The organism is Thetidibacter halocola, from assembly GCF_018224955.1.
GTDB lineage: Bacteria > Pseudomonadota > Alphaproteobacteria > Rhodobacterales > Rhodobacteraceae > Thetidibacter > Thetidibacter halocola.
The window spans coordinates 399,932-420,999 of the sequence record NZ_JAGTUU010000005.1; the positions used below are offsets into that span (position 1 = coordinate 399,932).

Below are 21,068 nucleotides of genomic sequence, written 5' to 3' on the forward strand. Positions count from 1 at the left end.
CCTGTATTTTCTGCCTCGGTCTTTTTTTTTAAAGGCTACTTTGGACCGGGCGAAAAATCCAGTCGGGGGCCTAATGCACCACGCGCAACTGTTGCCGCGGGGCCGCGGTGCCGCGCAGCAGCGCGTCATAGGGATCATCGGGCGACAGCATCATGTCGACCACGTGGCGCAGCAATTGCCGCCTTCCGCGGGTGGAATAGAAACCGCCCGGCAACTGCGAGGTTTCCAGAAGGTAGCGGCGATAGTCCTTGTAGGCGCGCATGTCGGGGCGGACCGGCTGGGCAAAGAACTCGGGCAGCGGCTGGGTCGAGACGAATTCCGGCTTGGCATAGACCGCGTCGCCGAAGACCTTGAGAGGGATGCCCCGCCACAGCACCTGCTGCGCCGAGGTGGAATTCACCGTGACCGCGCTGCGCGCATCGTTGAGCAACTGCGCCAGCTTGCCGCCGCGCAGGTAATGCACACGGGTCTCGACGCCTTGGGCGCGCGCCGCCTCGCGGATGGCGCGGCGCATGTTGACGCGGCCATCCTCCAGCGGATGCGCCTTGAACACCAGGTGATGGTGACCCGGCGCGCCCCGGGCAAACCCCTCGATCACCATGGCGATGAACTCGGGCATGGTCTTGAACGGCGAATGCTTGCGAAAGCTCGAGTCATGTTCGAGCTGCATCAGCGCCAGGTGATAGGGGAACCCGCCCAACCGGATCCGCCGGGTCGAGATCACGCGGTCGGCCCAGCCGAAGGGCATCAGCAGCAGGCGCTTCAGATACAGCTGGAATTCCTGGAACACCGTCAGGTCGCGATGCGGGCGGAAGTTCCGGAAGGCGCGGTTTTGCGCCATGACGAACCAGTGATACAGCGCACCGTAAAAGATGTGCTGGCGCATGTCGCCCCAAGAGGCCGGCGGCATGGGCGATTCCAGGTCGGAGAGTTCCAGCGCGCGGCGCATCTCGGTCACGCTCATCCGCATCAGGCGGGAATGGCCGTTCGATCCGTCCCGTTCATACGTCACCCAGTAGGGGCGCATGTAGCCTTCCTCGAAGACATGTACCGTCATGCCGCGCCTGCGCGCCTCCTCGACGGCCTCGGCATGGATGGGGCGCACGTCACCATACAGGACGATGTCGGTCACACCCTTGTCCGTCACGACGTCGACGAAGGTTTCGCGCCAGTCCTCGATCCGGCCCCGAAACGGGATGAACGAGGCGCGGTCAAACCAGAACGCCCGGTCGCCCGCGTTGAAGCCGACGCGCCAGACCTGGGCCCCGGTGCGGCGCAGCATCACCCCGAGCCGGTGAAAGAACGGCCCGTGCGGTCCCTGAAGGAACAGAAAGACCCTGTCTTGTCCGGTTGCCTTGGTCATGTCGCCGTTTTATGTGCTGTGGCTGAGGAAATCCTTACCGCGTCAGCGGGGCGAAAATAAGGCTCTACGGGAGCCGCAAGGGGGGAGTGGATGTTCACCGGCATCGTGACGGACATGGGCGAGGTCATCGACCTGGAGCGGCGCGGCGACCTGCGTGCCCGCATCGGCACGCATTACGACACGTCCGGCATCGAGATCGGCGCCTCGATCGCCTGCGACGGGGTCTGCCTGACGGTGGTCTCTCTGGGCCCTGACTGGTTCGGCGTGGAAATCAGCGCCGAGACGGTCTCGAAGACCAACCTCGACCTCTGGGCGCCGGGACGGCGGATCAACCTGGAACGCGCGTTGCGGGTTGGGGACGAGTTGGGTGGCCATATCGTCTCGGGCCACGTGGACGGAGTGGCGACCATCGTGGCGATGCGCGACGAGGGCGACAGCACCCGCGTCACCCTGCGCGCACCCGATCACTTGGCGCGCTACATCGCGTCCAAGGGCTCGGTCGCGCTGAACGGCACGTCACTGACCGTGAACGAGGTCGATGGCTGCGATTTCGGGATAAATTTCATCCCTCATACCAAGGCGGTGACCACTTGGGGGCAGGCGCAGGTCGGAGACCGGGTGAATCTCGAGATCGACACGCTGGCGCGCTACGTCGCGCGGCTTCAGGACTGGGCCTGAGCAGTCGCGCGCCGCCGGGGCGGACACGCTAGCGCAGTTCCAGGTTCCCGATGGCGGCGCGGATTACGCTGTCGGTGTCGTCGCTGTCGCCTGACACTGCAAGACCGATCAGCGCGCCCCTCTCGCCGCCGAAGGCGCGGGCATAGTCCGCGGCGAGGTCGACCGATTCATGATGCGCGCCAGTCCCGGCCTGCCGCAACGGGATGGTCACGCCCTGCCCGGCAGGGCCATAGGGCGAGCGGATGACCTGCCCGCGCCCGTGTTTGCCGCCCCACGCATACTGGATGATCCGCACGTCCTTATTGCCGAGAAGGTTGCGGATGCCCGCCTTCCCCAGGCTTGGGGCGATGCGTTCCGGCACGAAGACGAAGTAGAGCGAAATGTTGCGGTCGTCCCCGCCCTTGCGCGACAGGTCCGTCGGCGGAACCGATTGATCGACGGTCCAGCTCCAGGAGGCACGGGAACTCGTCCAGTCCTGCGGCGCCACGCGGGTCCAGGCGATCGAGACCGAATCCTTCGAGACCATCCCGAGGCTGGACCCGAACCGGTAATCGTTGGAGTTGAACAGCGACAGACGCTGTTCCTGCCATCCCTTGGCAAAGCTGACCGAACCGGCCGGGGCGGGGGTCGCGAGCGTGGCGAGGATGGCGGGCAGGAGTGCAAGGCGCATCGTTCTCTCCGATCCGGTGTCGACGGAACGATACAGCAGCCCTGATTTGCGCACATCGCCGTTTCGCCGTTCTGACGCGATTGTCAGGCGCGCGTGAAGGCCAGCGCTGGAGCTTGGGGCAGCCGGTTGGCTGTCGCCTCACTCGGCCGGCTGAAAGCCCATGATAAGCTGGCGCAGCCCCAGTGCCGCCCCTGCAAAGATCGCCGCGAAGGTCAGCGGGGCCGAGAAGGCGAGAACCGAAAACGCCGTCAGGCCCTGCCCGATGGAACAGCCGATGGCGATGACCGCGCCGGCACCCATCAGCGCGGCGCCGATGATCTGGCGGCGCAACTCGCGCGGGTCCTCGCAGGCCTCCCAGCGGAAATGCCCCTTGATCATCGAGCCGATGAAGGCGCCGGTCCAGACCCCGGCGACCGAGCCTACCGCAAAGGACAGCGGCCGGGCCGAGCCGGTCATCCACCACAGGATCGATTCGCCCAGCGGCGCGGCAAAGCTGTGCGAGACCACCGGCAGGGTCTCGAACCCCGTCCGCGCAACCCAGGCGGTGCCGGCCCAGCCGATCAGCACGCCGGCTGCAACGACCAGTGCCCAGAGGATGTATTTCGGCTGTTCCAGCAGCGGGCGGTGACTGATCGAGCCCAGCAGGATCAGCCCCCCGATCGCCATGCCGATCCCGTTGACCGACAGACCCGTCAGCGCGCCCAGCTGGTGCGCGATGCCGGGCGGGATGGCGGTTATCACCGGTTCTTGCGGAAACAGCGCCGCACGCAACGGCGCCAGCGGGCCAGACAGGACGACATAGGTCGACACCCCCATCACAAGGACGATGACAAAGCTGCGCAGGTCGCCGCCGCCCAGCCGCGCGATGGCGCCGTAGCCGCAATTGCCCGCCAGCGCCATGCCGTAGCCAAAGACCAGCCCGCCCACGATCGAGGCATAGGGCAGCCAGTGGACCGACAGGTAGTAGGTGTCGGCGCCATCCAGCAGCCCGGCCTGCATCAGGCCGAAACTGCCGATCACCGAGGCGCCGATGGCCACGCCCCACATCCGCAGCCGAACGGTCGAATTGCCATAAAGCGCGTCTTCGATGGCGCCCAGCGTGCAGAACCGCCCCATCCGCGCCGCAAGGCCCAGAAAGACGCCCCCGACAAGCCCGACCAAGGCCACGAGGTGGAATTCCGAAAGAATGTCGCTCATGCCCGGGTCCTCCTCCCGACCCGTCTCTCCACATCCCAGTATGCGGATGTGTGCACGCGCGATCAAGGCCTCGCGACGGGCCTGCGAATCGCGTCAGGCCGGACGCGGGGGTCGGGTCAGCGCTCGTCGGCGCAGAACAGCTCGTAGACGCATTCCAGCAGCTTGCGAGGCTTGTCGTCGGCAAGGCGGTAATAGATTGCCTTGCCGTCCCGACGCGGCACCACCAGCCCCTCGAGCCGCAGGCGCGACAGTTGCTGGCTGACGGCGGCCTGGCGCGCCGACAGCAGTTCCTCGAGCTCGGTCACGGATTTCTCGCCGGTGACGAGGTGGCACAGGATCATCAGGCGGCCTTCATGGCTGATCGCCTTGAGAAACGAAGACGCCGCTGTCGCCTTGTCGACGATGGCGTCGAGTTCGTCCTCTGTCAGATCGCTGCTCAGAACCGGCAGTGCCATGGTGGATTCCCTGTTCAGTTTCCGACGGCGCGGAATTCCGTGTGCTGCCCAAGCAGCTGCGAATAGACAGGCCAGAAGAAGGTTTCGCCGACATAGCCTTCCATCCGGGCGATCTCCTCTCCGTCCTTCACCAGGATGAAGGTCGGCGTGAAGTTCACCCGCCGGTCATATTCAATCCCGGCGGGCGGGCCAAGATGCAGGTCGGCGCGGATCAGCGGGGCAAAGCGCCCTTCCTGAGTTTCGGGATAGGCGGGCGCGATCTGATCGTCCCAGGCGGCGCAATAGGCGCAACCCGGTTGCTCGACCATCACGAGGGCATACTCTGCCCAAGCCACGGGCGCGGCCAGCACGGCCAGCGCCAGTGCCGAAAACTTGAGCAGGTGAGACACGCTGCGATCCCCGATTGACATTTCACTCAACACTCAACTTAATCTGAATATGTGAATTGATCAAGGAAAGGCGCACAGCCATGCTCGACATCTCATATGCGGGCGCCCTGTTTGCCGGTCTGTTGAGCTTTTTCACGCCCTGCATCCTGCCCATGGTGCCCTTCTACCTGTGCTACATGGCGGGCATTTCCATGGCGGAACTGCGCGACGACGCGGGAATCACTCCCAAGGCGCAGCGGCGGCTGCTGATGTCGGCGGTGTTCTTCGCGGCGGGCGTGACAACGATCTTCGTGCTGCTTGGAATGGGCGCCACGGCGGTGGGGCAGGCCTTTGCCGACTGGCTGGACCAGCTGCAATGGGTGGCGGCGGCGATCCTGACGGTCTTCGGCCTGCACTTCCTCGGCGTGATCCGCATCGGCTTTCTCTACCGCGAGGCGCGGATCGAGTCGAAGGCGGAACCCACGACCGTGCTGGGCGCCTACCTGATGGGTCTCGCCTTCGGCTTTGGCTGGACGCCCTGCGTCGGGCCGGCGCTGGCCTCGATCCTGATGATCGCCAGCGGCATGGGCGACATTGCGCGCGGCGGGCTGCTGCTGCTGGTCTACGGCATCGGCATGACCGCGCCCTTCGTTGTCGCGGCGCTGTTCTCGGGGCCGTTCCTGCGCTGGACGGGACGGCACCGCGACAAGCTGAAGTATGTCGAGAAAGTGATGGGCGCGATGCTGATCCTCTTTGCGATTCTCATCGTGACCGATAGCGTGAACGTGATCGCCCAGTGGATGATCGAGACTTTTCCGTCCTGGTCGTCGCTGAGCTGAAAAGAGGGAGGACAAGATGAAGACGTGGATAGGCGCGGCCCTTGCCGCACTCATCGCCCTGCCGGTCTGGGCGCTGGAAATGGGGGACGACGGGCTCTACAAACAGCCTTGGATCCGAGACACTTTCAAGGACCTGCGCGAGGACCTCGCTGAGGCCAATACCGAGGGCAAACGCCTGGTGCTGTTCGTCGAACAGCGCGGCTGCATCTACTGCCATAAGATGCACGAAGAGGTGTTCAGCGACCCCGAGGTCAGCCAGTTCATCGACGACCATTTCTTTGTCGTGCGGATCAACCTGCATGGCGATACCGAGATCGTCGATACGGACGGGGAATCGATGAGCGAGAAGGCCGCGACGCGCAAGTGGCACGTGCTCTTCACGCCCAACATCCTGTTCCTGCCCGAGGAGGTTCCCGAGGACCAGTCGGCCGTCGAATCGGCGGTCGCCGTGATGCCCGGGGCGTTCAGCAAAGGCACGACGCTGGACATGTTCACTTGGGTTCAGGAAAAGCGCTACGAGCTTGACGGCGATGAAGATTTCCAGCGCTACCACGCTCGCCGAATCCAGGAGCGCAACGCAAACCGACCTGAGTCGGAAAAGAAGTTCGACTGATGGCGAAAAGGCGGTCGGCCGCGACAAAAAGGATCAAAAATTCACATCCGTGAATTTGTTGTTGCGAATGGCGGCCTCTGTGCTCTACGGTATGCAAGAGCCATAAAGCTAGGGCGTCAAAAGCGCCGTCAAGCCCAGGGAGGGAACATGAGGCTTACAGCAATCACAGCAGCGGTGGCGCTGACGGCGGGCGTGGCATTCGCCGAGACCGTCGCACCGGACAACGTCGCATTCGACGAATACGGCGCGGTCGAGGTCTCGCTGACCGGCACGCCGGGCAATGCCGAGAACGGCGCCAAGGTCATGACGGACCGGGGTCTGGGCAACTGCGTGGCGTGCCACGTGGTCAGTGCGCTGAGCGCGGATTTCCAGGGCGAAGTCGGTCCGAGCCTAGATGGCGTCGGCGGCTACCGCTCCGAGGCCGAACTGCGCGGTGTCCTCGTGAATGCCAAGAAGATGTTCGACGGCACGGTCATGCCGGCGTTCTACAAGGTCTCCGGCTTCATCCGGCCGGGCGACGGATATACCGGCAAGGCGGCGACAGAAATCACGCCGATCCTGTCGGCGCAGGAAATCGAAGACGTGGTCGCATTCCTGATGACCCTCAAGGACAGCTGACCGCCAGTTTATAGGAGAAACGACATGGACTTCACGCGACGTGAAACCCTTGCGCTGGGTGCCGGCGCCGCCGTTGTGGCGATGCTGCCGCTCAGCGCCGCCGCGCAGGCCGCGGCCGATGCCGAGATGGTCGGCGCCCCCGATGACTTCCTGGCCGGCGCCACTGCCGGCGAGGGCGGTCTGACCCTGAACGCCCCCGAGATCGCCGAGAACGGCAACACCGTTCCGATCTCGTTCGACGCCCCCGGCGCCGTCGAAGTGCGTCTTTACGCACTCGGCAACCCGACGCCGGGCGTGGCCACCTTCCGCTTCGGCCCGCTGGCCGGTTCGCGCGTGGCCTCGACCCGTATCCGTCTGGCCGGAACGCAGGACGTGCGCGCCATCGCCAAGATGGCCGACGGCAGCTTCGTCACCGCGGCCAAGACCGTTAAAGTCACCATCGGCGGCTGCGGCGGCTGAGTCAGAGGAGAAACAGGAAATGGCATCTGGTGTCAAACCCCGCGTCAAGGTTCCGTCCAAGGCGGCCGCTGGTGATGTCGTCACCATCAAGACCCTGATTTCGCACAACATGGAATCGGGCACGCGCAAGGACAGCTCGGGCAACGTGATCCCGCGCTCGATCATCTGGCGCTTCACCGCGGACTTCAACGGTCAGAATGTCGTCGACATCGTTCTGGCGGCCGCGATCTCGACGAACCCGTATTTCGAGTTCGATGCAACCGTCCCTGAAGCCGGTGACTTCAAGTTCACCTGGTACGACGACGACGGCTCCGTCTACGAAGACGTCAAGTCCATCGCCGTGTGAGCACGGTGCACCCCTGTCCCGCGTGCCGCGGGGCAGGGTCGCCATAAGGGAGGGAAACACATGAAATTCAAGGCTTTGACGGCAATTGCCGCATTGCTGGCCGCCCCGGCTTTCGCGGGTGGTGCCGATGACGACGTGCTGACGATCGACGGTCAGGAAATGATGTCGAAGGTCGCAGCCGCGCCCGCTCTGGCAGAGACCGGTATCGACACTGCGATCTCTGGCTGGCACTTCCGCGAGGACGACACGCAGGCCATGCAGATGGACACGTTCGACAACCCGGCGATGATCGCCGTGGACCAGGCGCTCGACGCCTGGAACGCTGTCGAAGGCACCGCCGACAAGTCCTGCGCCTCCTGCCACGGCGCGCCGGAGGAAAGCATGGCGGGCGTCCGCGCGGTCTATCCCAAGTGGAACGAGGCCGCAGGCGAGATGCGCACCCTGGCCATGCAAATCAACACCTGCCGGACCGAGAACCTGGGCGCCGAGGCCTACAAGTATGACGGCGCCGAAATGACCGCGATGGAGGCCCTGATCACGGTCCAGTCGCGCGGCATGCCGATGAACGTCGCAACCGACGGCCCCGCCGCCGAGTTCTTCGATAAGGGCAAGGAGATCTACTACACCCGCTACGGGATCCTGGAACTGTCCTGCGCCAACTGCCACGAGCAGAACTATGGCAACTACATCCGGGCAGACCACCTGTCGCAGGGCCAGATCAACGGCTTTCCGACCTACCGTCTGAAGAACGCCGGTCTGGTTCAGGTGCACAACCGCTTCCGCGGCTGCATCCGTGACACCCGAGGCGAGACTTTCGCTGTCGGTTCGCCGGAATTCGTTGCGCTTGAGGTCTATGTTTCCGCACGCGGCAACGGCCTGAGCATCGAAGGTCCGTCCGTCCGTCAGTAATCCGGTTGACCCCGCATCGGCGACGGTGCGGGGTCTTCGCTATTCCAACAAATTCACACATGCGCATGTGTGTCGAGAGACAGAAAGACCCTCCCATGATCTCAAGACGCGACTTCCTGCAAGTGTCCATGGCCGCCTCTGCCCTGTATGGCGCCAGCGGTTTCGGCAACTGGGCGCGGCTGGCCGCGCAGCAGGCGCTGACCCAGGACCAGCTTTTGCAGTTCGACACGTTCGGCAACGTCTCGCTGATCCATGTCACCGACATCCATGCGCAGCTTGTGCCGATCTTCTTCCGCGAACCGGAGGTGAATATCGGCGTCGGCGAGAACAAGGGCGCCGTGCCTCACGTCACCGGCGCGGACTTCCGCCGCCTCTACGGTATCGAGGACGGCAGCCCGTCGCATTACGCCCTGAGCTATGACGACTTCTCCTCCCTCGGAAAGGCCTATGGCAAGGTCGGCGGGCTGGATCGTGTCGCAACGGTCGTGAACGCGATCCGCGCTGACCGGCCGGACGCGATCCTGCTGGATGGCGGCGACACCTGGCATGGGTCGATGACCTGCTACAAGACCGCCGGCCAGGACATGGTCAACGTGATGAACGCGCTCAAGCCCGACGCGATGACCTTCCACTGGGAATTTACGCTGGGCTCGGCCCGCGTTCAGGAACTGGTCGAGGGGCTGCCCTTTGCCGCGCTCGGTCAGAACATCTTCGACGCCGAGTGGGATGAACCGGCAGAGCTGTTCAAGCCCTACGAGTTCTTCGAGCGGGGTGGGGTGAAGATCGCCGTGATCGGCCAGGCCTTCCCCTACATGCCGATCGCCAACCCGCGCTGGATGTTCCCCGAATACAGCTTTGGTATCCGCGACGAGAACATGCAGGCGATGGTCGACGAGGTCCGCGCCGAGGGCGCAGAGCTGGTCGTTTGCCTGTCGCACAACGGCTTCGACGTGGACAAGAAGATGGCGTCCAAGGTGACGGGCATCGACGTGATCCTGTCGGGCCACACCCATGACGCGCTGCCCGAGCCGGTGCTGGTGGGCGAGACGATCATCATCGCCTCCGGCTCGAACGGCAAGTTCGTGTCGCGCGTCGATCTGGACGTGCGCGAGGGCCGCATGATGGGCTTCCGTCACAAGCTGATCCCGATCTTCTCGGACGTCATCGCACCCGATCCCGAGATGTCCGCCCTGATCGAGGAACAGCGCGCGCCCTTCAAGGCCGAGCTGTCCGAGGTCATCGGCCGCACCGAATCGCTGCTGTATCGCCGCGGCAACTTCAACGGCTCGTGGGACGACCTGATCTGCGACGCGCTGATTTCCGAACGCGAGGCCGACATCGCCATGTCGCCGGGCGTGCGCTGGGGGCCGTCGATCCTGCCGGGTCAGGACATCACGCGCGAGGACATCTGGAACGTCACCAGCATGACCTACGGTCAAGCCTATCGCACCGAAATGACCGGCGAGTTCATCAAGGTCATTCTCGAGGACGTCGCTGACAACATCTTCAACCCCGATCCCTACTACCAGCAGGGCGGGGACATGGTCCGCATCGGCGGCATGGGCTTTGCCTGCGACGTGTCCAAGCCACAGGGCGAGCGGATCACCAAGATGACCCTGCTCAAGACGGGCGAGGCGATCGACGCGGCCAAGTCCTATGTCGTCGCCGGCTGGGCCAGCGTCAACGAGGGCACCGAGGGCCCGCAGATCTGGGACGTGGTCGAAAGCCACATCCGCAAGCAGGGCACCGTCACGGTCGCTCCCAACAATTCGGTCGAGGTGACGGGCATCTGATGCCGCGTCCCAATCAAAGGAGAAAGCGATGAGCAAGGAAACGAACGGGCCTTCCCGCCGCCAGTTCCTGACCAGCGCCGCAGCGATGGGCGCAGGTGCGGTCGCGGCGACAGCCGCACGGGCCGCAGGCCCCGATCCGCTGATCACTGAGGTCCAGGAATGGGCAACAGGGCTGGGCGACGGTGTGGATGCGACCCCCTACGGTCTGCCGATCCAGTTCGAGGGCGACGTGATCCGCCGCAACGTGTCCTGGCTGACGGCCGACACGATCAGCTCGATCAACTTCACGCCGATCCACGCGCTGGACGGCACGATCACCCCTGCAGGCTGCGCCTTCGAGCGGCACCATTCCGGCGCGATCGAGCTGCGCAAGGAAGACTACCGGCTGATGATCAACGGCCTTGTCGACACGCCGCTGGTCTTCTCCTACGAGGATCTCGAGCGCTTTCCGCGCGAGCAGCACGTCTATTTCTGCGAATGCGCCGCGAACACCGGCATGGAATGGGCAGGCGCGCAGCTGAACGGCGCGCAGTTCACCCACGGCATGATCCACAACATGGAATATACCGGCGTTTCCCTGCGCACCCTGCTGGAAGAGGCGGGCCTGAACGCGGCGGGCGACCTGGCTGACAAATGGGTCTATGTCGAGGGCGCCGATGCTTCGTCGAACGGCCGCTCGATCCCGATGGAAAAGGCGCTGGACGACGTGCTGGTGGCCTTCAAGGCCAATGGCGAAGCCCTGCGGAAAGAGCACGGCTACCCGGTGCGCCTGGTCGTTCCCGGCTGGGAAGGCAACATGTGGGTCAAGTGGCTGCGCCGCGTCGAGGTGACCGATGCCGCCGTGGAAAGCCGCGAAGAGACCTCCAAGTATACCGACACGCTGGCCGACGGCACGTCGCGCAAGTGGACTTGGGTTATGGACGCCAAGTCGGTCGTCACCTCGCCCAGCCCGCAGGCGCCGATCAAGCATGGGCCCGGCCCGGTGGTCATCACCGGCATGGCCTGGTCGGGGCATGGCAGGATCACCCGCGTCGACGTCTCCAAGGATGGCGGCATGACCTGGGAGACCGCGCGTCTGGCCCAGGACGGCGGCAACAAGGCGCTCGCCCGCTTCTATCTCGACACCGAGTGGAACGGCGAGGACTGGCTGCTGCAATCGCGTGCCATCGACGAGACGGGCTATGTTCAGCCGACCAAGGCGCAGCTGCGCGAGGTCCGGGGTGAGAACTCCGTCTATCACAACAACTGTATCCAGACCTGGCACGTGAAGCCGAATGGGGAGGCAGAAAATGTCGAAGTCTCTTAATCTCTTTGGCGGTGCCGCGGTCGGCGTCGGCGTGATGCTGGTGGCGGCCTACAACTTTGCCGATCGCAACATCGCCGACATGCCGCAGAACCCGCCGCAGTTGGCGCCGCTTTCGGCGGTGCAACTGGCCGAGCTCCGCGCCGCCGAGGAAGCCGCACAGGCGCCGGCGGTTGTGGCCGAGGCCGCGCCGGCTGGCGGCCTGATCGCCGCCGCGAATGCGCAGGCAGGCGGGGCAGGGGCCAAGTTCGGGCTGGGCCGCGCGGCCCTGCCCGAGGAAGTCGCCGCCTGGGACGTCAACGTCATGCCCGATGGCCGTGGCCTGCCTGCGGGCTCGGGCGATGCCATGACCGGCGAGCCCATCTTTGAAGAGAATTGCGCGATCTGCCACGGCTCGTTTGCCGAGGGCGTCGACAACTGGCCCAAGCTGGCCGGGGGCGACGGCACGCTGGCCGACAAGGACCCGCTGAAGACCGTGGGCTCCTATTGGCCCTACCTGTCGACCGTCTGGGACTACGTTCACCGTTCGATGCCCTTCGGCAACGCGCAGTCGCTGTCTGCCGACGATGTCTATGCGATCACGGCCTATATCCTCTACTCGAACGACATCATCGCCGATGATTTCGTCCTGTCGCAGGAAACCTGGGCCGAGGTCCAGATGCCCAACGCCGAGGGCTTCATCATCGACGACCGGGCAGAGACCGAATACGCCCAGTGGCGCGCCGAACCCTGCATGGAGAACTGCAAGCCCGAGGCCGTGCAGATCACCATGAAGGCCACCGTGCTTGACGTGACGCCGGACGACCCGACCGACGACGCAGCCCCCGCCGAGGAGGCCGCGGCCGAACCCGCTGCGGAAGCCGAAGTTCAGACCGCCGCGGCAGAACCGGCGGCAGAGGCCGCAGCCGCCCCTGCCGAAGAGGCCCATGCGGCGATCGACCCGGCGCTGGTTGCCGAGGGCGAGAACGTCTTCAAGAAGTGCAAGGCCTGCCACCAGGTCGGCGACGGTGCCAAGAACCGCACCGGACCGCAGCTGAACGGTATCTTCGGCCGTGCCATCGGCGGTGTTGACGGGTTCAAGTATTCTGGCACGATGGCCGGCATGGGTGGTGAATGGACCGAGGAAACCCTCGCAGCCTTCCTCGCCGATCCCAGAGGCTATGTGAAAGGCACCAAGATGGCATTTGCCGGGCTCAAGTCCGATGAGGAAATCGCGGCTGTCACGGCCTATCTGAAGTCGTTCCAGTAACCATGCGCGCGCTTGTCGCCGCAGTGATGATCGCGCTGGCCCCTGCGGGGGCCGCGCTTGCCCAGGACAAGGCAGAGCTGATCGGCGATGCCAGCCGGGGCGAAGAGGCCTTTCGGCAATGCCGAGGTTGCCATCAGGTGGGGCCGGGGGCGGAAAACCGCGTCGGACCGCATCTGAACGGCATCTTCGGCCGCCGCGCAGGCAGCATCGAGGGGTTCGATTATTCCGACGGGATGGATCGGGCGCATGCCGATGGCATGGTCTGGACCATCGAACGCCTCGACGCCTACCTGGAGAATCCCCGGGCGTTGGTCTCGGGCACGCGGATGTCCTTCCGGGGCATCAAGGACGCGCAGGAACGCCATGATGTCATGGCCTATCTGCGCCGCTACAGCGCCAGCCCCCGCGACATCCCGGAATCCCAGCCGACCGCCTTCCGCAGCGAGGTGGACTTGCCGCCCGAGATCCTCGCCATCGTGGGTGACCGGGAATACGGCGAATACCTCGCCTCGGAATGCCTGACCTGCCACAAGCGTGACGGCGCCGACGACGGCATCCCTTCGATCGTGAACTGGGTCGAAGAGGATTTCGTGATCGCCATGCACGCCTACAAGCGCCAGATTCGCCCGCATCCGGTCATGCAGATGATGGCCGGGCGCCTGTCGGACGAGGAAATCGCAGCGCTGGCCACCTATTTCGCCACGATCGACTAGGGGGGCAGGCGCCCCTTCGCCGTGTTTCCGACGCGCTCGCGCGGCCGTCCGGCCATGCGGGCGCTTTCCTTGGCAGGCGGAAAAAAACTCTGAATATCAGTAAATTACCGTTTCTGAATCGCGGGTTTTGCGGTAGTCTTTTCGGGTGATGCACGCGACGCGAGAGCGGCCCGCAAGAGGCCCGGCATCGCGCCAAAGGGAGGAGACCCAATGACATTGAACCGCAGAACATTCCTGGGCACCGGCGTTGCCGCCGCGGCCACGCTGAGCGCGCCGATGGTCCGCGCGCAGGGCCGGCCCCGCGTCGTCGTCATCGGCGGCGGTGCCGGTGGCGCGACCGCCGCGCGCTACATCGCCAAGGACAGCGAGGGCGCGATCGACGTCACGCTGATCGAACCCAGCCGGACCTATTTCACCTGCTTCTTCTCGAACCTCTATCTCGGCGGGTTCCGCACGCTGGAAAGCCTCGCCCATACCTATGCCAAGCTCGCCACCGACTACGGCATCAACGTGGTGCATGACTGGGCGACGGGCGTCGACCGGGATGCCAAGACCGTCGCGCTGGCCGGCGGCGGCAGCGTGCCCTACGACAAGCTGGTGATCTCGCCGGGGATCGATTTCGTCGACGGCTCGGTGCCGGGCTGGGATATCTCGGCGCAGGGCGTCATGCCCCATGCCTACAAGGCCGGGACGCAGACCGCGCTGTTGAAGGCGCAGATCGAGGCCATGCCGCAGGGAGGGGTCTTTGTCATGGTGGCGCCGCCCAACCCCTACCGTTGCCCTCCCGGCCCCTACGAGCGGATCAGCATGGTGGCGCATTACCTCAAGGCCAACAACCCGACCGCCAAGATCATCGTGGCCGACCCTAAGGAACAGTATTCCAAGCAGGCGCTGTTCGAGGAAGGCTGGCAAAAACACTATCCCGGCATGGTCGAACGGCTGGGCCCCGATTTCGGCGGCGGCAACGTCTCGGTCGATCCGGGCGCGATGACGGTGGATATCGACGGCGAGGTGGTCAAGGCCGACGCGGTCAACGTGATCCCGGCGCAGAAGGCCGGCCATATCTGCGAGGTCGCGGGCCTGACAGATGGCAACTGGGCGCCGGTGGACGGGCACAGCATGGTGTCGCGGCTCGATCCCGAGATCTACATCCTGGGCGACGCCAGCGCGCAGGGCGACATGCCGAAATCCGGTTTTTCGGCCAACTCGCAGGCCAAGGTGGCGGCCATGGCGGTGCGCGGCGCGCTGACCGGCAGCCGGGTCTTTCCTGCCAAGTTCTCGAACACCTGCTGGTCGCTGATCGCCACCGACGACGGCGTGAAGGTGGGCGCGGCCTATGAGCCCACGGAGGAGAAGATCGCCAGCGTTTCCAGCTTCGTCAGCCAGACGGGCGAGGACGCGGCGATGCGCAAGGCGACCTACGAGGAAAGCCTGGGCTGGTATTCGGGCATCACCTCGGACATGTTCGGCTGATCCCGGACGGGGCGGGCCCGCCTTGGGCCCGCTTCACCCGCGCGGCGGCTTGATCCGGCGGCAATGTCAGGACCAGGTCGCACATGGCACATCACCACCATCATCACGATAGCGGGCAGGGCGACCGCAGCCTCTTTGCGGCGGTCGTCATCAATGTCGGGCTGACCGTGGTCCAGATCGTGGCGGGACTCGTGTCGGGCAGCCTCGCCATGATCGCCGACGCGCTGCACAACCTCTCGGACGCGGCAAGCCTCGTGATCGCCGTCTGGGCGCGGCGCATCGCCCGGCGCAAGGCGGACTCGCGCATGACATTTGGCTATGCAAGGGCCGAGGTGGTGGCCGCGCTCATCAACCTGACGGTTCTGGTCGTGGTCGGGCTGTATCTGGTGGGAGAGGCGGTTGCGCGGCTGGTCGCGCCAGAGCCTGTGACCGGCTGGATCGTCGTCGTCGTGGCGGGCGTGGCGCTGGTCGTCGACCTGGCCACCGCCGCGCTGACCTGGGCGCTGGCCAAGGACAGCGTCAACATTCGCGCGGCGTTCCTGCACAATGTGGCGGATGCGCTGGGCTCTGTCGCGGTGATGGTCGCGGGCAGCCTGATCCTGCTGTTCGGCTGGATGTGGGTCGATCCGGTCGCGACGCTGGGCATCGCCGGTTACATCCTGTGGATGGCCCTGCGCGAGATGCCCGAGGTGGTGAGGGTGCTGATGCTGGGCGCGCCTGTCGATCTGGACGCGCAGGCAGTGCTGCGCACCGCCGAGACGGTCGAGGGCGTCGACGGGATCCACCATGCCCACCTGTGGCTGATGGACGAGCATCACGCCGCACTCGAGGCGCATGTGGTGATCGAGGCGGGCGCCTGGGACCGCGCCGACACCATCAAGGCCGCGATCAAGGCCCGCCTTGCCGAGGCCCACGGGCTGCGCCACGTCACGCTGGAACTGGAATGCGCAGCCCATCGCTGCGACGCGCCGCAGCGCATCGGGCACGCGGGCTAGGCGGCGCGCAGCCCCTTCAGCTGGCCTAGGAATTTCGGGATCTTCTCCTTGAACTTGAAGAAGCCGGCCGTCGCATGGGGCCACGCGGTGGCGTCAAAGTCGCGCATCACCCGCAGGACGGGAATGCCGGTGATCTCGTCCAGCATCTCGGCAACCGGCCCGACGGGGGCGAAGGCGGTCACGATCTGCTCGGCGCCCAGGGCGCGCGCCCAGTCGGCCAGCGCCTGCGGACAGTCCAGCCCCTCTGTAACCGGCCCCAGCCTTTCGGCCCAGCGCGATGCCGCATCGCGGGCCAGCGCCGTGCGGAACTCTGTCACCCGCGGCGCCATGCGCAGCGGCGTCAGCCCGTCCGAGGCGGTCACAAGGGCGGTTCCCAGCGGCCGCAATCCCCGCAGGACCAGAAAGCCGGGCGACAGGTCGTCTTCGTGCAGGATGAACGCCGTAGGTATGGCTGGATCGAACGCGTCGCCTTTTGGTGCGTCCATCCGCGGTGGGTGCGGCGGGGCGTCGACGGCCTGCGCGTCGTTGGCAAAGATCCAGCCATCCGGGCGGAACCGCCCTTCGGTGTATTTCGAGATGTTGGACCCACGCGCAAGGTAGGTCTTGCCCGGCGTCTGAACCCCCGCCACCCATCGCCAGCTGAGCGTGTTCGAGGCCGGGTCGCCGTCCAGCAGGTGCCGCAGGAAGAAATCGGCTCCCAGCACCCAGGGCAGGCGCAAGGTGAAGATCCAGATCGAGGCGAACCACATCCGCGCATGGTTGTGAAGGTAGCCCGTTTCCACCAGTTCCCGCGCCCAGAAGTCGAAGCATTCGATCCCTGTCTCGCCCTTGCAGGCGGCTTCCCAGTCGCGGCGCAGCCCGCCCTGCGTCTGCACCCCGTCCAGCGCGCGGCGCAGGTCCGCCCGGTAGCTGCGCCAGACCGAGGGGCGCATTTCCAGCCAGCCTTTCCAGTAGGTGCGCCAGCAGACCTCCTGGATGAATTTCTCGGCGGCGCTGTGGGAATGACGGCCCAGCACGGCTTCCAGCACCTCGGCCTCGGTCAGCGCACGGTGGCGGATATACGGCGACAGCACCGACACGTCGCGATGCTGTCCCGGCCCGCGATCGTAGTTGCGCAGCGCGGCATAATCCTTGCCCGCATGGGGCACAAAGGCCGAAAGCCGCTCCAGCGCGGCGGTTCTCGTGGGCGTGAAACGGGTCACGGGCGCGCCTCCAGTCATCGTGTGGGGCGAGTTAGGGCGGGGCCGCCGGGGCGCAAGCGGGGACGTGCAAATTACCGCCGCCCCTTGCGGGTGGTGGGGGGCGACACTAAGACTCCGGTAACCGAGACAGGTTACGCAAGTCCAGAAGGCACAAGACAGGCAGGGCCCCGATGAAAGATCCGTATGACGTCTACATGAACACGCTGGTTCCCATGGTGGTCGAACAGACCAGCCGGGGGGAGCGGGCCTACGACATCTTCTCGCGTCTGCTGAAAGAGCGGATCATCTTCCTCAGCGGCCCGGTGCATGACGGCATGTCATCGCTGATCGTGGCCCAGCTGCTGCACCTCGAGGCGGAAAACCCGTCCAAGGAAATCAGCATGTATATCAACAGCCCCGGCGGTGTCGTGACCTCGGGCCTGTCGATCTACGACACGATGCAATACATCAAGCCCAAGGTCTCGACGCTGGTGATCGGGCAGGCGGCGTCGATGGGCTCGCTGCTGCTGACGGCGGGCGAGCCGGGGATGCGGTTCTCGCTCCCGAACAGCCGCGTGATGGTCCACCAGCCCTCGGGCGGCTACCAGGGCCAGGCGACCGACATCATGATCCACGCCCAGGAAACGCAGAAGCTCAAGCGCCGCCTGAACGAGATCTACGTCAAGCATACCAGCCAGGAACTCGACAAGGTCGAGGCCGCGCTGGAGCGCGACAACTTCATGTCCCCCGAGGAGGCGAAGGCCTGGGGCCTGATCGACGAAATCGTCGAAAGCCGCGCCAAGGCGGATGACGACAAAGGCGGCAAATGATCCGGCGGCCCCGGCAGCGGTCGTGCCGGGGCGCTTTTTCGGATTGTGGACCCGGAAGGGCTGGCCTAAGCTGGCTTGAAATTGGCGGCCGAGGCAGTCGGGCGGGCGTGCCAATGGCGCGCCGTCCGTTGGCAAGGTCGGGAAAGGTGCAAGATGGCGACGAATTCAGGCGGTGACAGCAAGAACACGCTCTACTGCAGCTTCTGCGGCAAGAGCCAGCACGAGGTGCGCAAGCTGATCGCTGGCCCGACGGTGTTCATCTGTGACGAGTGCGTCGAACTCTGCATGGACATCATCCGCGAAGAGACCAAGGGCGCAGGCCTGAAATCCTCCGAAGGGGTGCCGACCCCGCGCGACATCTGCGACGTCCTTGACGACTATGTCATCGGCCAGCAGAAGGCCAAGCGTGTCCTATCGGTCGCCGTGCACAATCATTACAAGCGCCTGAACCACGCCCAGAAATCCGGCGACATCGAACTGGCCAAGTCGAACATCCTGCTGATCGGCCCGACCGGCTGCGGCAAGACGCTGCTGGCGCAGACGCTGGCGCGCATCCTCGACGTGCCCTTCACGATGGCCGATGCTACCACGCTGACCGAGGCCGGTTATGTGGGCGAAGACGTGGAAAACATCATCCTCAAGCTGCTGCAATCCTCGGAATACAACGTGGAACGCGCGCAGCGCGGCATCGTCTACATCGACGAGGTCGACAAGATCACGCGCAAGTCGGAAAACCCCTCGATCACCCGCGACGTGTCGGGCGAAGGCGTGCAGCAGGCCCTGCTGAAGCTGATGGAGGGCACCGTGGCCTCCGTTCCGCCGCAGGGCGGGCGCAAGCATCCGCAGCAGGAATTCCTCCAGGTGGACACGACGAACATCCTGTTCATCTGCGGCGGTGCCTTCGCCGGTCTGGACAAGATCATCGCGCAGCGCGGCAAGGGCTCTGCCATGGGCTTTGGCGCCGATGTGCGGGACGTGGACGCGCGCAACGTGGGCGAGATCTTCAAGGATCTCGAACCCGAGGACCTGCTGAAGTTCGGCCTGATCCCGGAATTCGTCGGCCGCCTGCCGGTCATAGCGACGCTCGAGGATCTCGACGAAGAGGCGCTGGTGACCATCCTGACCCAACCCAAGAACGCGCTGGTCAAGCAGTATCAGCGCCTGTTCGAGATGGAAGACACCGAGCTCAGCTTTACCGACGATGCGCTGAAGGCCATCGCCAAGCGGGCGATCGAGCGCAAGACCGGTGCGCGCGGCCTGCGGTCGATCCTCGAGGGCATCCTGCTGGATACCATGTTCGAACTGCCGGGGATGGAGAACGTGGCCGAGGTCGTGGTGAACGAAGAGGCGGTCATGTCCGACGCCAAGCCGCTGCTGATCTATGCCGACCAGAAGAAAGAGGGCGCCAGCGCCTGACCTCTCAGATTTCGACCGGGATCAGCGGTCCATCGAACGAGGCGGCCAAGGCCGCCTCGATGTCGTTTGTGGGGGGCTCTGTCCAGACCGGGCCGGGCGCGACGAAACCGCCTGCCACCAGCGCCGCCTGCGCCTTGGGGAAATCCAGCGCGCTGACCTGGTGGCGGCGGGTCTCCTTGCCTTCGGGCAGCCAGCCTCCCTTGATCGCGTTGACCGTCAACGGCATGATGCCCGCGAACCCGCTGACGTGCTTTTCGATATAATGGGTCGCGGCGGACAGGCGGCGCACGACGATGGCAAGGCTTTGCTGCGGGCGTGCCACCATCGCGAACAGGTGGATGGCCGAGCCCTCGCATGCGATGACCTGCCGCGCGGCCTTGTAGCGGGCGATCTGAGTCGCGAGGTCGTGATCCTGCGGGTGGAACACGGTGTAGTCTTCGGCCTCCAGATAGCGATCCAGCCGATCCTCGCACAGCAGCTTGGCGCGCCCCGCGCTGAGGCCCGAGCGCGAGATATAGAGGCGTTCGGGCCCGTCGGGGGCAATGTCGCGGGCGAAATGCTCGGCGAACCAGCGGCGCGCGTGGGGCGTGCCCTCGGCGATCTGGCCCAGGCCGAACCCCTGCCCTGGCACATAGAGCTTCTCGGGCCGCACGGGCCGGTCCAGAACCCGCACGCCGGGCGCGCCCGCCAGCGTAAAGAAATCTCGCTGGTAGCCTTCCAGCGCCGTGCCCAGCGCCGGGCTCTTGGGGATGAACAGCACGCCGCGCACGCCTTGCGGCAGCGCCATCAGCGCCCAGAGCCGCCCGGTGCTTTCCACCAGGAAATGCCCGAAATGCCGCCACAGCACGCCGCCCCAAAGCCATTCGCCGGGCAGGTCCTCGGGGTCCGCTGCGGGCGGGGCGGGCGGGGTCGTCAGGGGGCGGTTCTTGCGCCACAGCGCGCCTTGCGCGCAGTAGCTGCCATTGGCGCGCAGGATGCCGCCGGCCTGCACAAAGGCGCGCTCCACCGGCGGCACGATGACTGGCGCGCGCAGCACCTCGACACGCAGCGACCAGCCCTGGTCGGGCCGGGGGCGGTTGCGCTCTGCCTCGCGCGCCTTGGCGATGGCGTCCCGGTTCGTCATGTCCTGCCCGTATCGATTCCCGTTTGAGTGTAGCCGTCGATTGGGGCAATGGTTCTGCGAAACCTAGGCAGAGGGCAGCATGATCAGACGAATCTCATCGGGTGGCGCTTTCGAACCCAAGATCGGATATTGCCGCGCAGTCGTGGCGAACGGCTTTGTCTTCGTGGCGGGCACAGTGGGGCAGGGCGACACGGTGACCGAGCAGTGCCGCAGCGCGCTGGCGGTGATCGACAAGGCGCTGACCGAGGCGGGATCGTCCTTTGCCGACGTGGTGCGCGTGACCTACTACCTGCCCGACCGGGCTGAGTTCGAGCCCTGCTGGCCGATCCTCGTCGAGACCTTCGGCGCGAACCCGCCCGCGGTGACGATGATCGAATGCGGGTTGATCGACCCGAAATACCGCATCGAGATCGAGGTGACGGCGTTGGCGCGCGGGTGATCGCCTGCGACCGCGGGGCCACTGGACCTCTGTCGCCG

General features: G+C 65.4%; 23 protein-coding genes. 16 read left to right on the forward strand and 7 right to left on the reverse strand.

From position 1 onward, the window contains the following. Positions 1–70 precede the first annotated feature (70 nt). Positions 71–1,363 (reverse strand): capsule polysaccharide biogenesis protein, encoded by a 1,293-nt coding sequence (locus KB874_RS14635; RefSeq protein ID WP_212537277.1) that lies wholly within the window; start codon positions 1,361–1,363, stop codon positions 71–73. A 90-nt stretch (positions 1,364–1,453) separates the two neighbouring features. Here KB874_RS14635 and KB874_RS14640 point away from each other — a divergent pair, with 90 nt between their 5' ends. Further along, positions 1,454–2,041: a riboflavin synthase gene (locus KB874_RS14640; RefSeq protein WP_212537278.1), complete on the forward strand. Its 588-nt coding sequence runs from the start codon at positions 1,454–1,456 to the stop codon at positions 2,039–2,041. A gap of 28 nt (positions 2,042–2,069) precedes the next feature. Here the strand turns inward: KB874_RS14640 and KB874_RS14645 are convergent, their stop codons facing one another. The 4 genes from KB874_RS14645 to KB874_RS14660 form a co-directional block, all read right to left on the reverse strand. Further along, entirely contained in the window at positions 2,070–2,711 is a 642-nt protein-coding gene (locus tag KB874_RS14645) for a DUF3047 domain-containing protein (RefSeq protein WP_212537279.1), read from the reverse strand. 138 nt (positions 2,712–2,849) lie between these two features. Then, positions 2,850–3,908 carry a YeeE/YedE family protein gene (locus KB874_RS14650; protein ID WP_212537280.1) on the reverse strand — a complete coding sequence of 353 codons (1,059 nt, stop codon included), beginning with the start codon at positions 3,906–3,908 and terminating at the stop codon, positions 2,850–2,852. 116 nt (positions 3,909–4,024) lie between these two features. Continuing rightward, a complete protein-coding gene (locus tag KB874_RS14655) occupies positions 4,025–4,363 on the reverse strand; it encodes an ArsR/SmtB family transcription factor (protein WP_212537281.1) in 339 nt (112 codons plus the stop codon). Positions 4,364–4,377: 14 nt separating this feature from the next. Next, positions 4,378–4,752, reverse strand: coding sequence for a thioredoxin fold domain-containing protein (locus KB874_RS14660; protein ID WP_428849249.1), 375 nt, complete (start codon positions 4,750–4,752; stop codon positions 4,378–4,380). An 80-nt stretch (positions 4,753–4,832) separates the two neighbouring features. Here KB874_RS14660 and KB874_RS14665 point away from each other — a divergent pair, with 80 nt between their 5' ends. The 12 genes from KB874_RS14665 (at position 4,833) to KB874_RS14720 (ending at position 16,041) form a co-directional block, all read left to right on the forward strand. Continuing rightward, the gene (locus KB874_RS14665) at positions 4,833–5,570 is read left to right on the forward strand and encodes a cytochrome c biogenesis CcdA family protein (RefSeq protein WP_212537283.1); all 738 of its coding nucleotides are present in this window, start codon (positions 4,833–4,835) and stop codon (positions 5,568–5,570) included. A 16-nt stretch (positions 5,571–5,586) separates the two neighbouring features. Beyond that, positions 5,587–6,183, forward strand: coding sequence for a thioredoxin family protein (locus KB874_RS14670; protein ID WP_212537284.1), 597 nt, complete (start codon positions 5,587–5,589; stop codon positions 6,181–6,183). 147 nt (positions 6,184–6,330) lie between these two features. Beyond that, positions 6,331–6,801, forward strand: a complete 471-nt coding sequence (gene soxX / locus KB874_RS14675) for a sulfur oxidation c-type cytochrome SoxX (RefSeq protein WP_212537285.1) — start codon at positions 6,331–6,333, stop codon at positions 6,799–6,801. Positions 6,802–6,825: 24 nt separating this feature from the next. Then, positions 6,826–7,260 carry a thiosulfate oxidation carrier protein SoxY gene (gene soxY / locus KB874_RS14680; RefSeq protein WP_212537286.1) on the forward strand — a complete coding sequence of 145 codons (435 nt, stop codon included), beginning with the start codon at positions 6,826–6,828 and terminating at the stop codon, positions 7,258–7,260. A 19-nt stretch (positions 7,261–7,279) separates the two neighbouring features. Continuing rightward, positions 7,280–7,606: a thiosulfate oxidation carrier complex protein SoxZ gene (soxZ, locus tag KB874_RS14685; protein ID WP_212537287.1), complete on the forward strand. Its 327-nt coding sequence runs from the start codon at positions 7,280–7,282 to the stop codon at positions 7,604–7,606. 60 nt (positions 7,607–7,666) lie between these two features. Then, entirely contained in the window at positions 7,667–8,515 is an 849-nt protein-coding gene (gene soxA, locus KB874_RS14690) for a sulfur oxidation c-type cytochrome SoxA (protein ID WP_212537288.1), read from the forward strand. A gap of 95 nt (positions 8,516–8,610) precedes the next feature. After that, positions 8,611–10,308, forward strand: a complete 1,698-nt coding sequence (gene soxB, locus KB874_RS14695; RefSeq protein ID WP_212537289.1) for a thiosulfohydrolase SoxB — start codon at positions 8,611–8,613, stop codon at positions 10,306–10,308. A 28-nt stretch (positions 10,309–10,336) separates the two neighbouring features. Continuing rightward, positions 10,337–11,614 (forward strand): sulfite dehydrogenase, encoded by a 1,278-nt coding sequence (gene soxC / locus KB874_RS14700; protein ID WP_212537290.1) that lies wholly within the window; start codon positions 10,337–10,339, stop codon positions 11,612–11,614. Beyond that, the gene (locus tag KB874_RS14705) at positions 11,598–12,860 is read left to right on the forward strand and encodes a c-type cytochrome (protein ID WP_212537291.1); all 1,263 of its coding nucleotides are present in this window, start codon (positions 11,598–11,600) and stop codon (positions 12,858–12,860) included. Before soxC ends, KB874_RS14705 begins: the two co-directional genes overlap by 17 nt. A 2-nt stretch (positions 12,861–12,862) precedes the next feature. Continuing rightward, the gene (locus KB874_RS14710; protein WP_212537292.1) at positions 12,863–13,573 is read left to right on the forward strand and encodes a c-type cytochrome; all 711 of its coding nucleotides are present in this window, start codon (positions 12,863–12,865) and stop codon (positions 13,571–13,573) included. A gap of 210 nt (positions 13,574–13,783) precedes the next feature. Continuing rightward, complete coding sequence (locus KB874_RS14715; RefSeq protein ID WP_212537293.1) at positions 13,784–15,046, forward strand: NAD(P)/FAD-dependent oxidoreductase; 1,263 nt, start codon at positions 13,784–13,786, stop codon at positions 15,044–15,046. Between the two features lie 83 nt (positions 15,047–15,129). After that, complete coding sequence (locus KB874_RS14720) at positions 15,130–16,041, forward strand: cation diffusion facilitator family transporter (protein WP_212537294.1); 912 nt, start codon at positions 15,130–15,132, stop codon at positions 16,039–16,041. Here the strand turns inward: KB874_RS14720 and KB874_RS14725 are convergent. After that, a complete protein-coding gene (locus KB874_RS14725; protein ID WP_346346559.1) occupies positions 16,038–17,243 on the reverse strand; it encodes an FAD-binding domain-containing protein in 1,206 nt (401 codons plus the stop codon). The genes KB874_RS14720 and KB874_RS14725 overlap by 4 nt on opposite strands. A 170-nt stretch (positions 17,244–17,413) precedes the next feature. Between KB874_RS14725 and KB874_RS14730 the strand changes: the two genes are divergently transcribed. Continuing rightward, positions 17,414–18,052: an ATP-dependent Clp protease proteolytic subunit gene (locus KB874_RS14730; protein WP_212537296.1), complete on the forward strand. Its 639-nt coding sequence runs from the start codon at positions 17,414–17,416 to the stop codon at positions 18,050–18,052. Between the two features lie 153 nt (positions 18,053–18,205). Further along, positions 18,206–19,468 (forward strand): ATP-dependent Clp protease ATP-binding subunit ClpX, encoded by a 1,263-nt coding sequence (gene clpX, locus KB874_RS14735; protein ID WP_212537297.1) that lies wholly within the window; start codon positions 18,206–18,208, stop codon positions 19,466–19,468. A 4-nt stretch (positions 19,469–19,472) separates the two neighbouring features. Here clpX and KB874_RS14740 read toward each other — a convergent pair whose 3' ends face one another. Further along, positions 19,473–20,591, reverse strand: a complete 1,119-nt coding sequence (locus tag KB874_RS14740; protein WP_212537298.1) for a glycosyltransferase family 61 protein — start codon at positions 20,589–20,591, stop codon at positions 19,473–19,475. A 79-nt stretch (positions 20,592–20,670) separates the two neighbouring features. On the opposite strand from KB874_RS14740, the gene KB874_RS14745 reads away from it, so the two are divergent. Beyond that, the gene (locus KB874_RS14745) at positions 20,671–21,030 is read left to right on the forward strand and encodes a RidA family protein (protein ID WP_212537299.1); all 360 of its coding nucleotides are present in this window, start codon (positions 20,671–20,673) and stop codon (positions 21,028–21,030) included. The last annotated feature ends 38 nt before the right edge of the window (positions 21,031–21,068 follow it).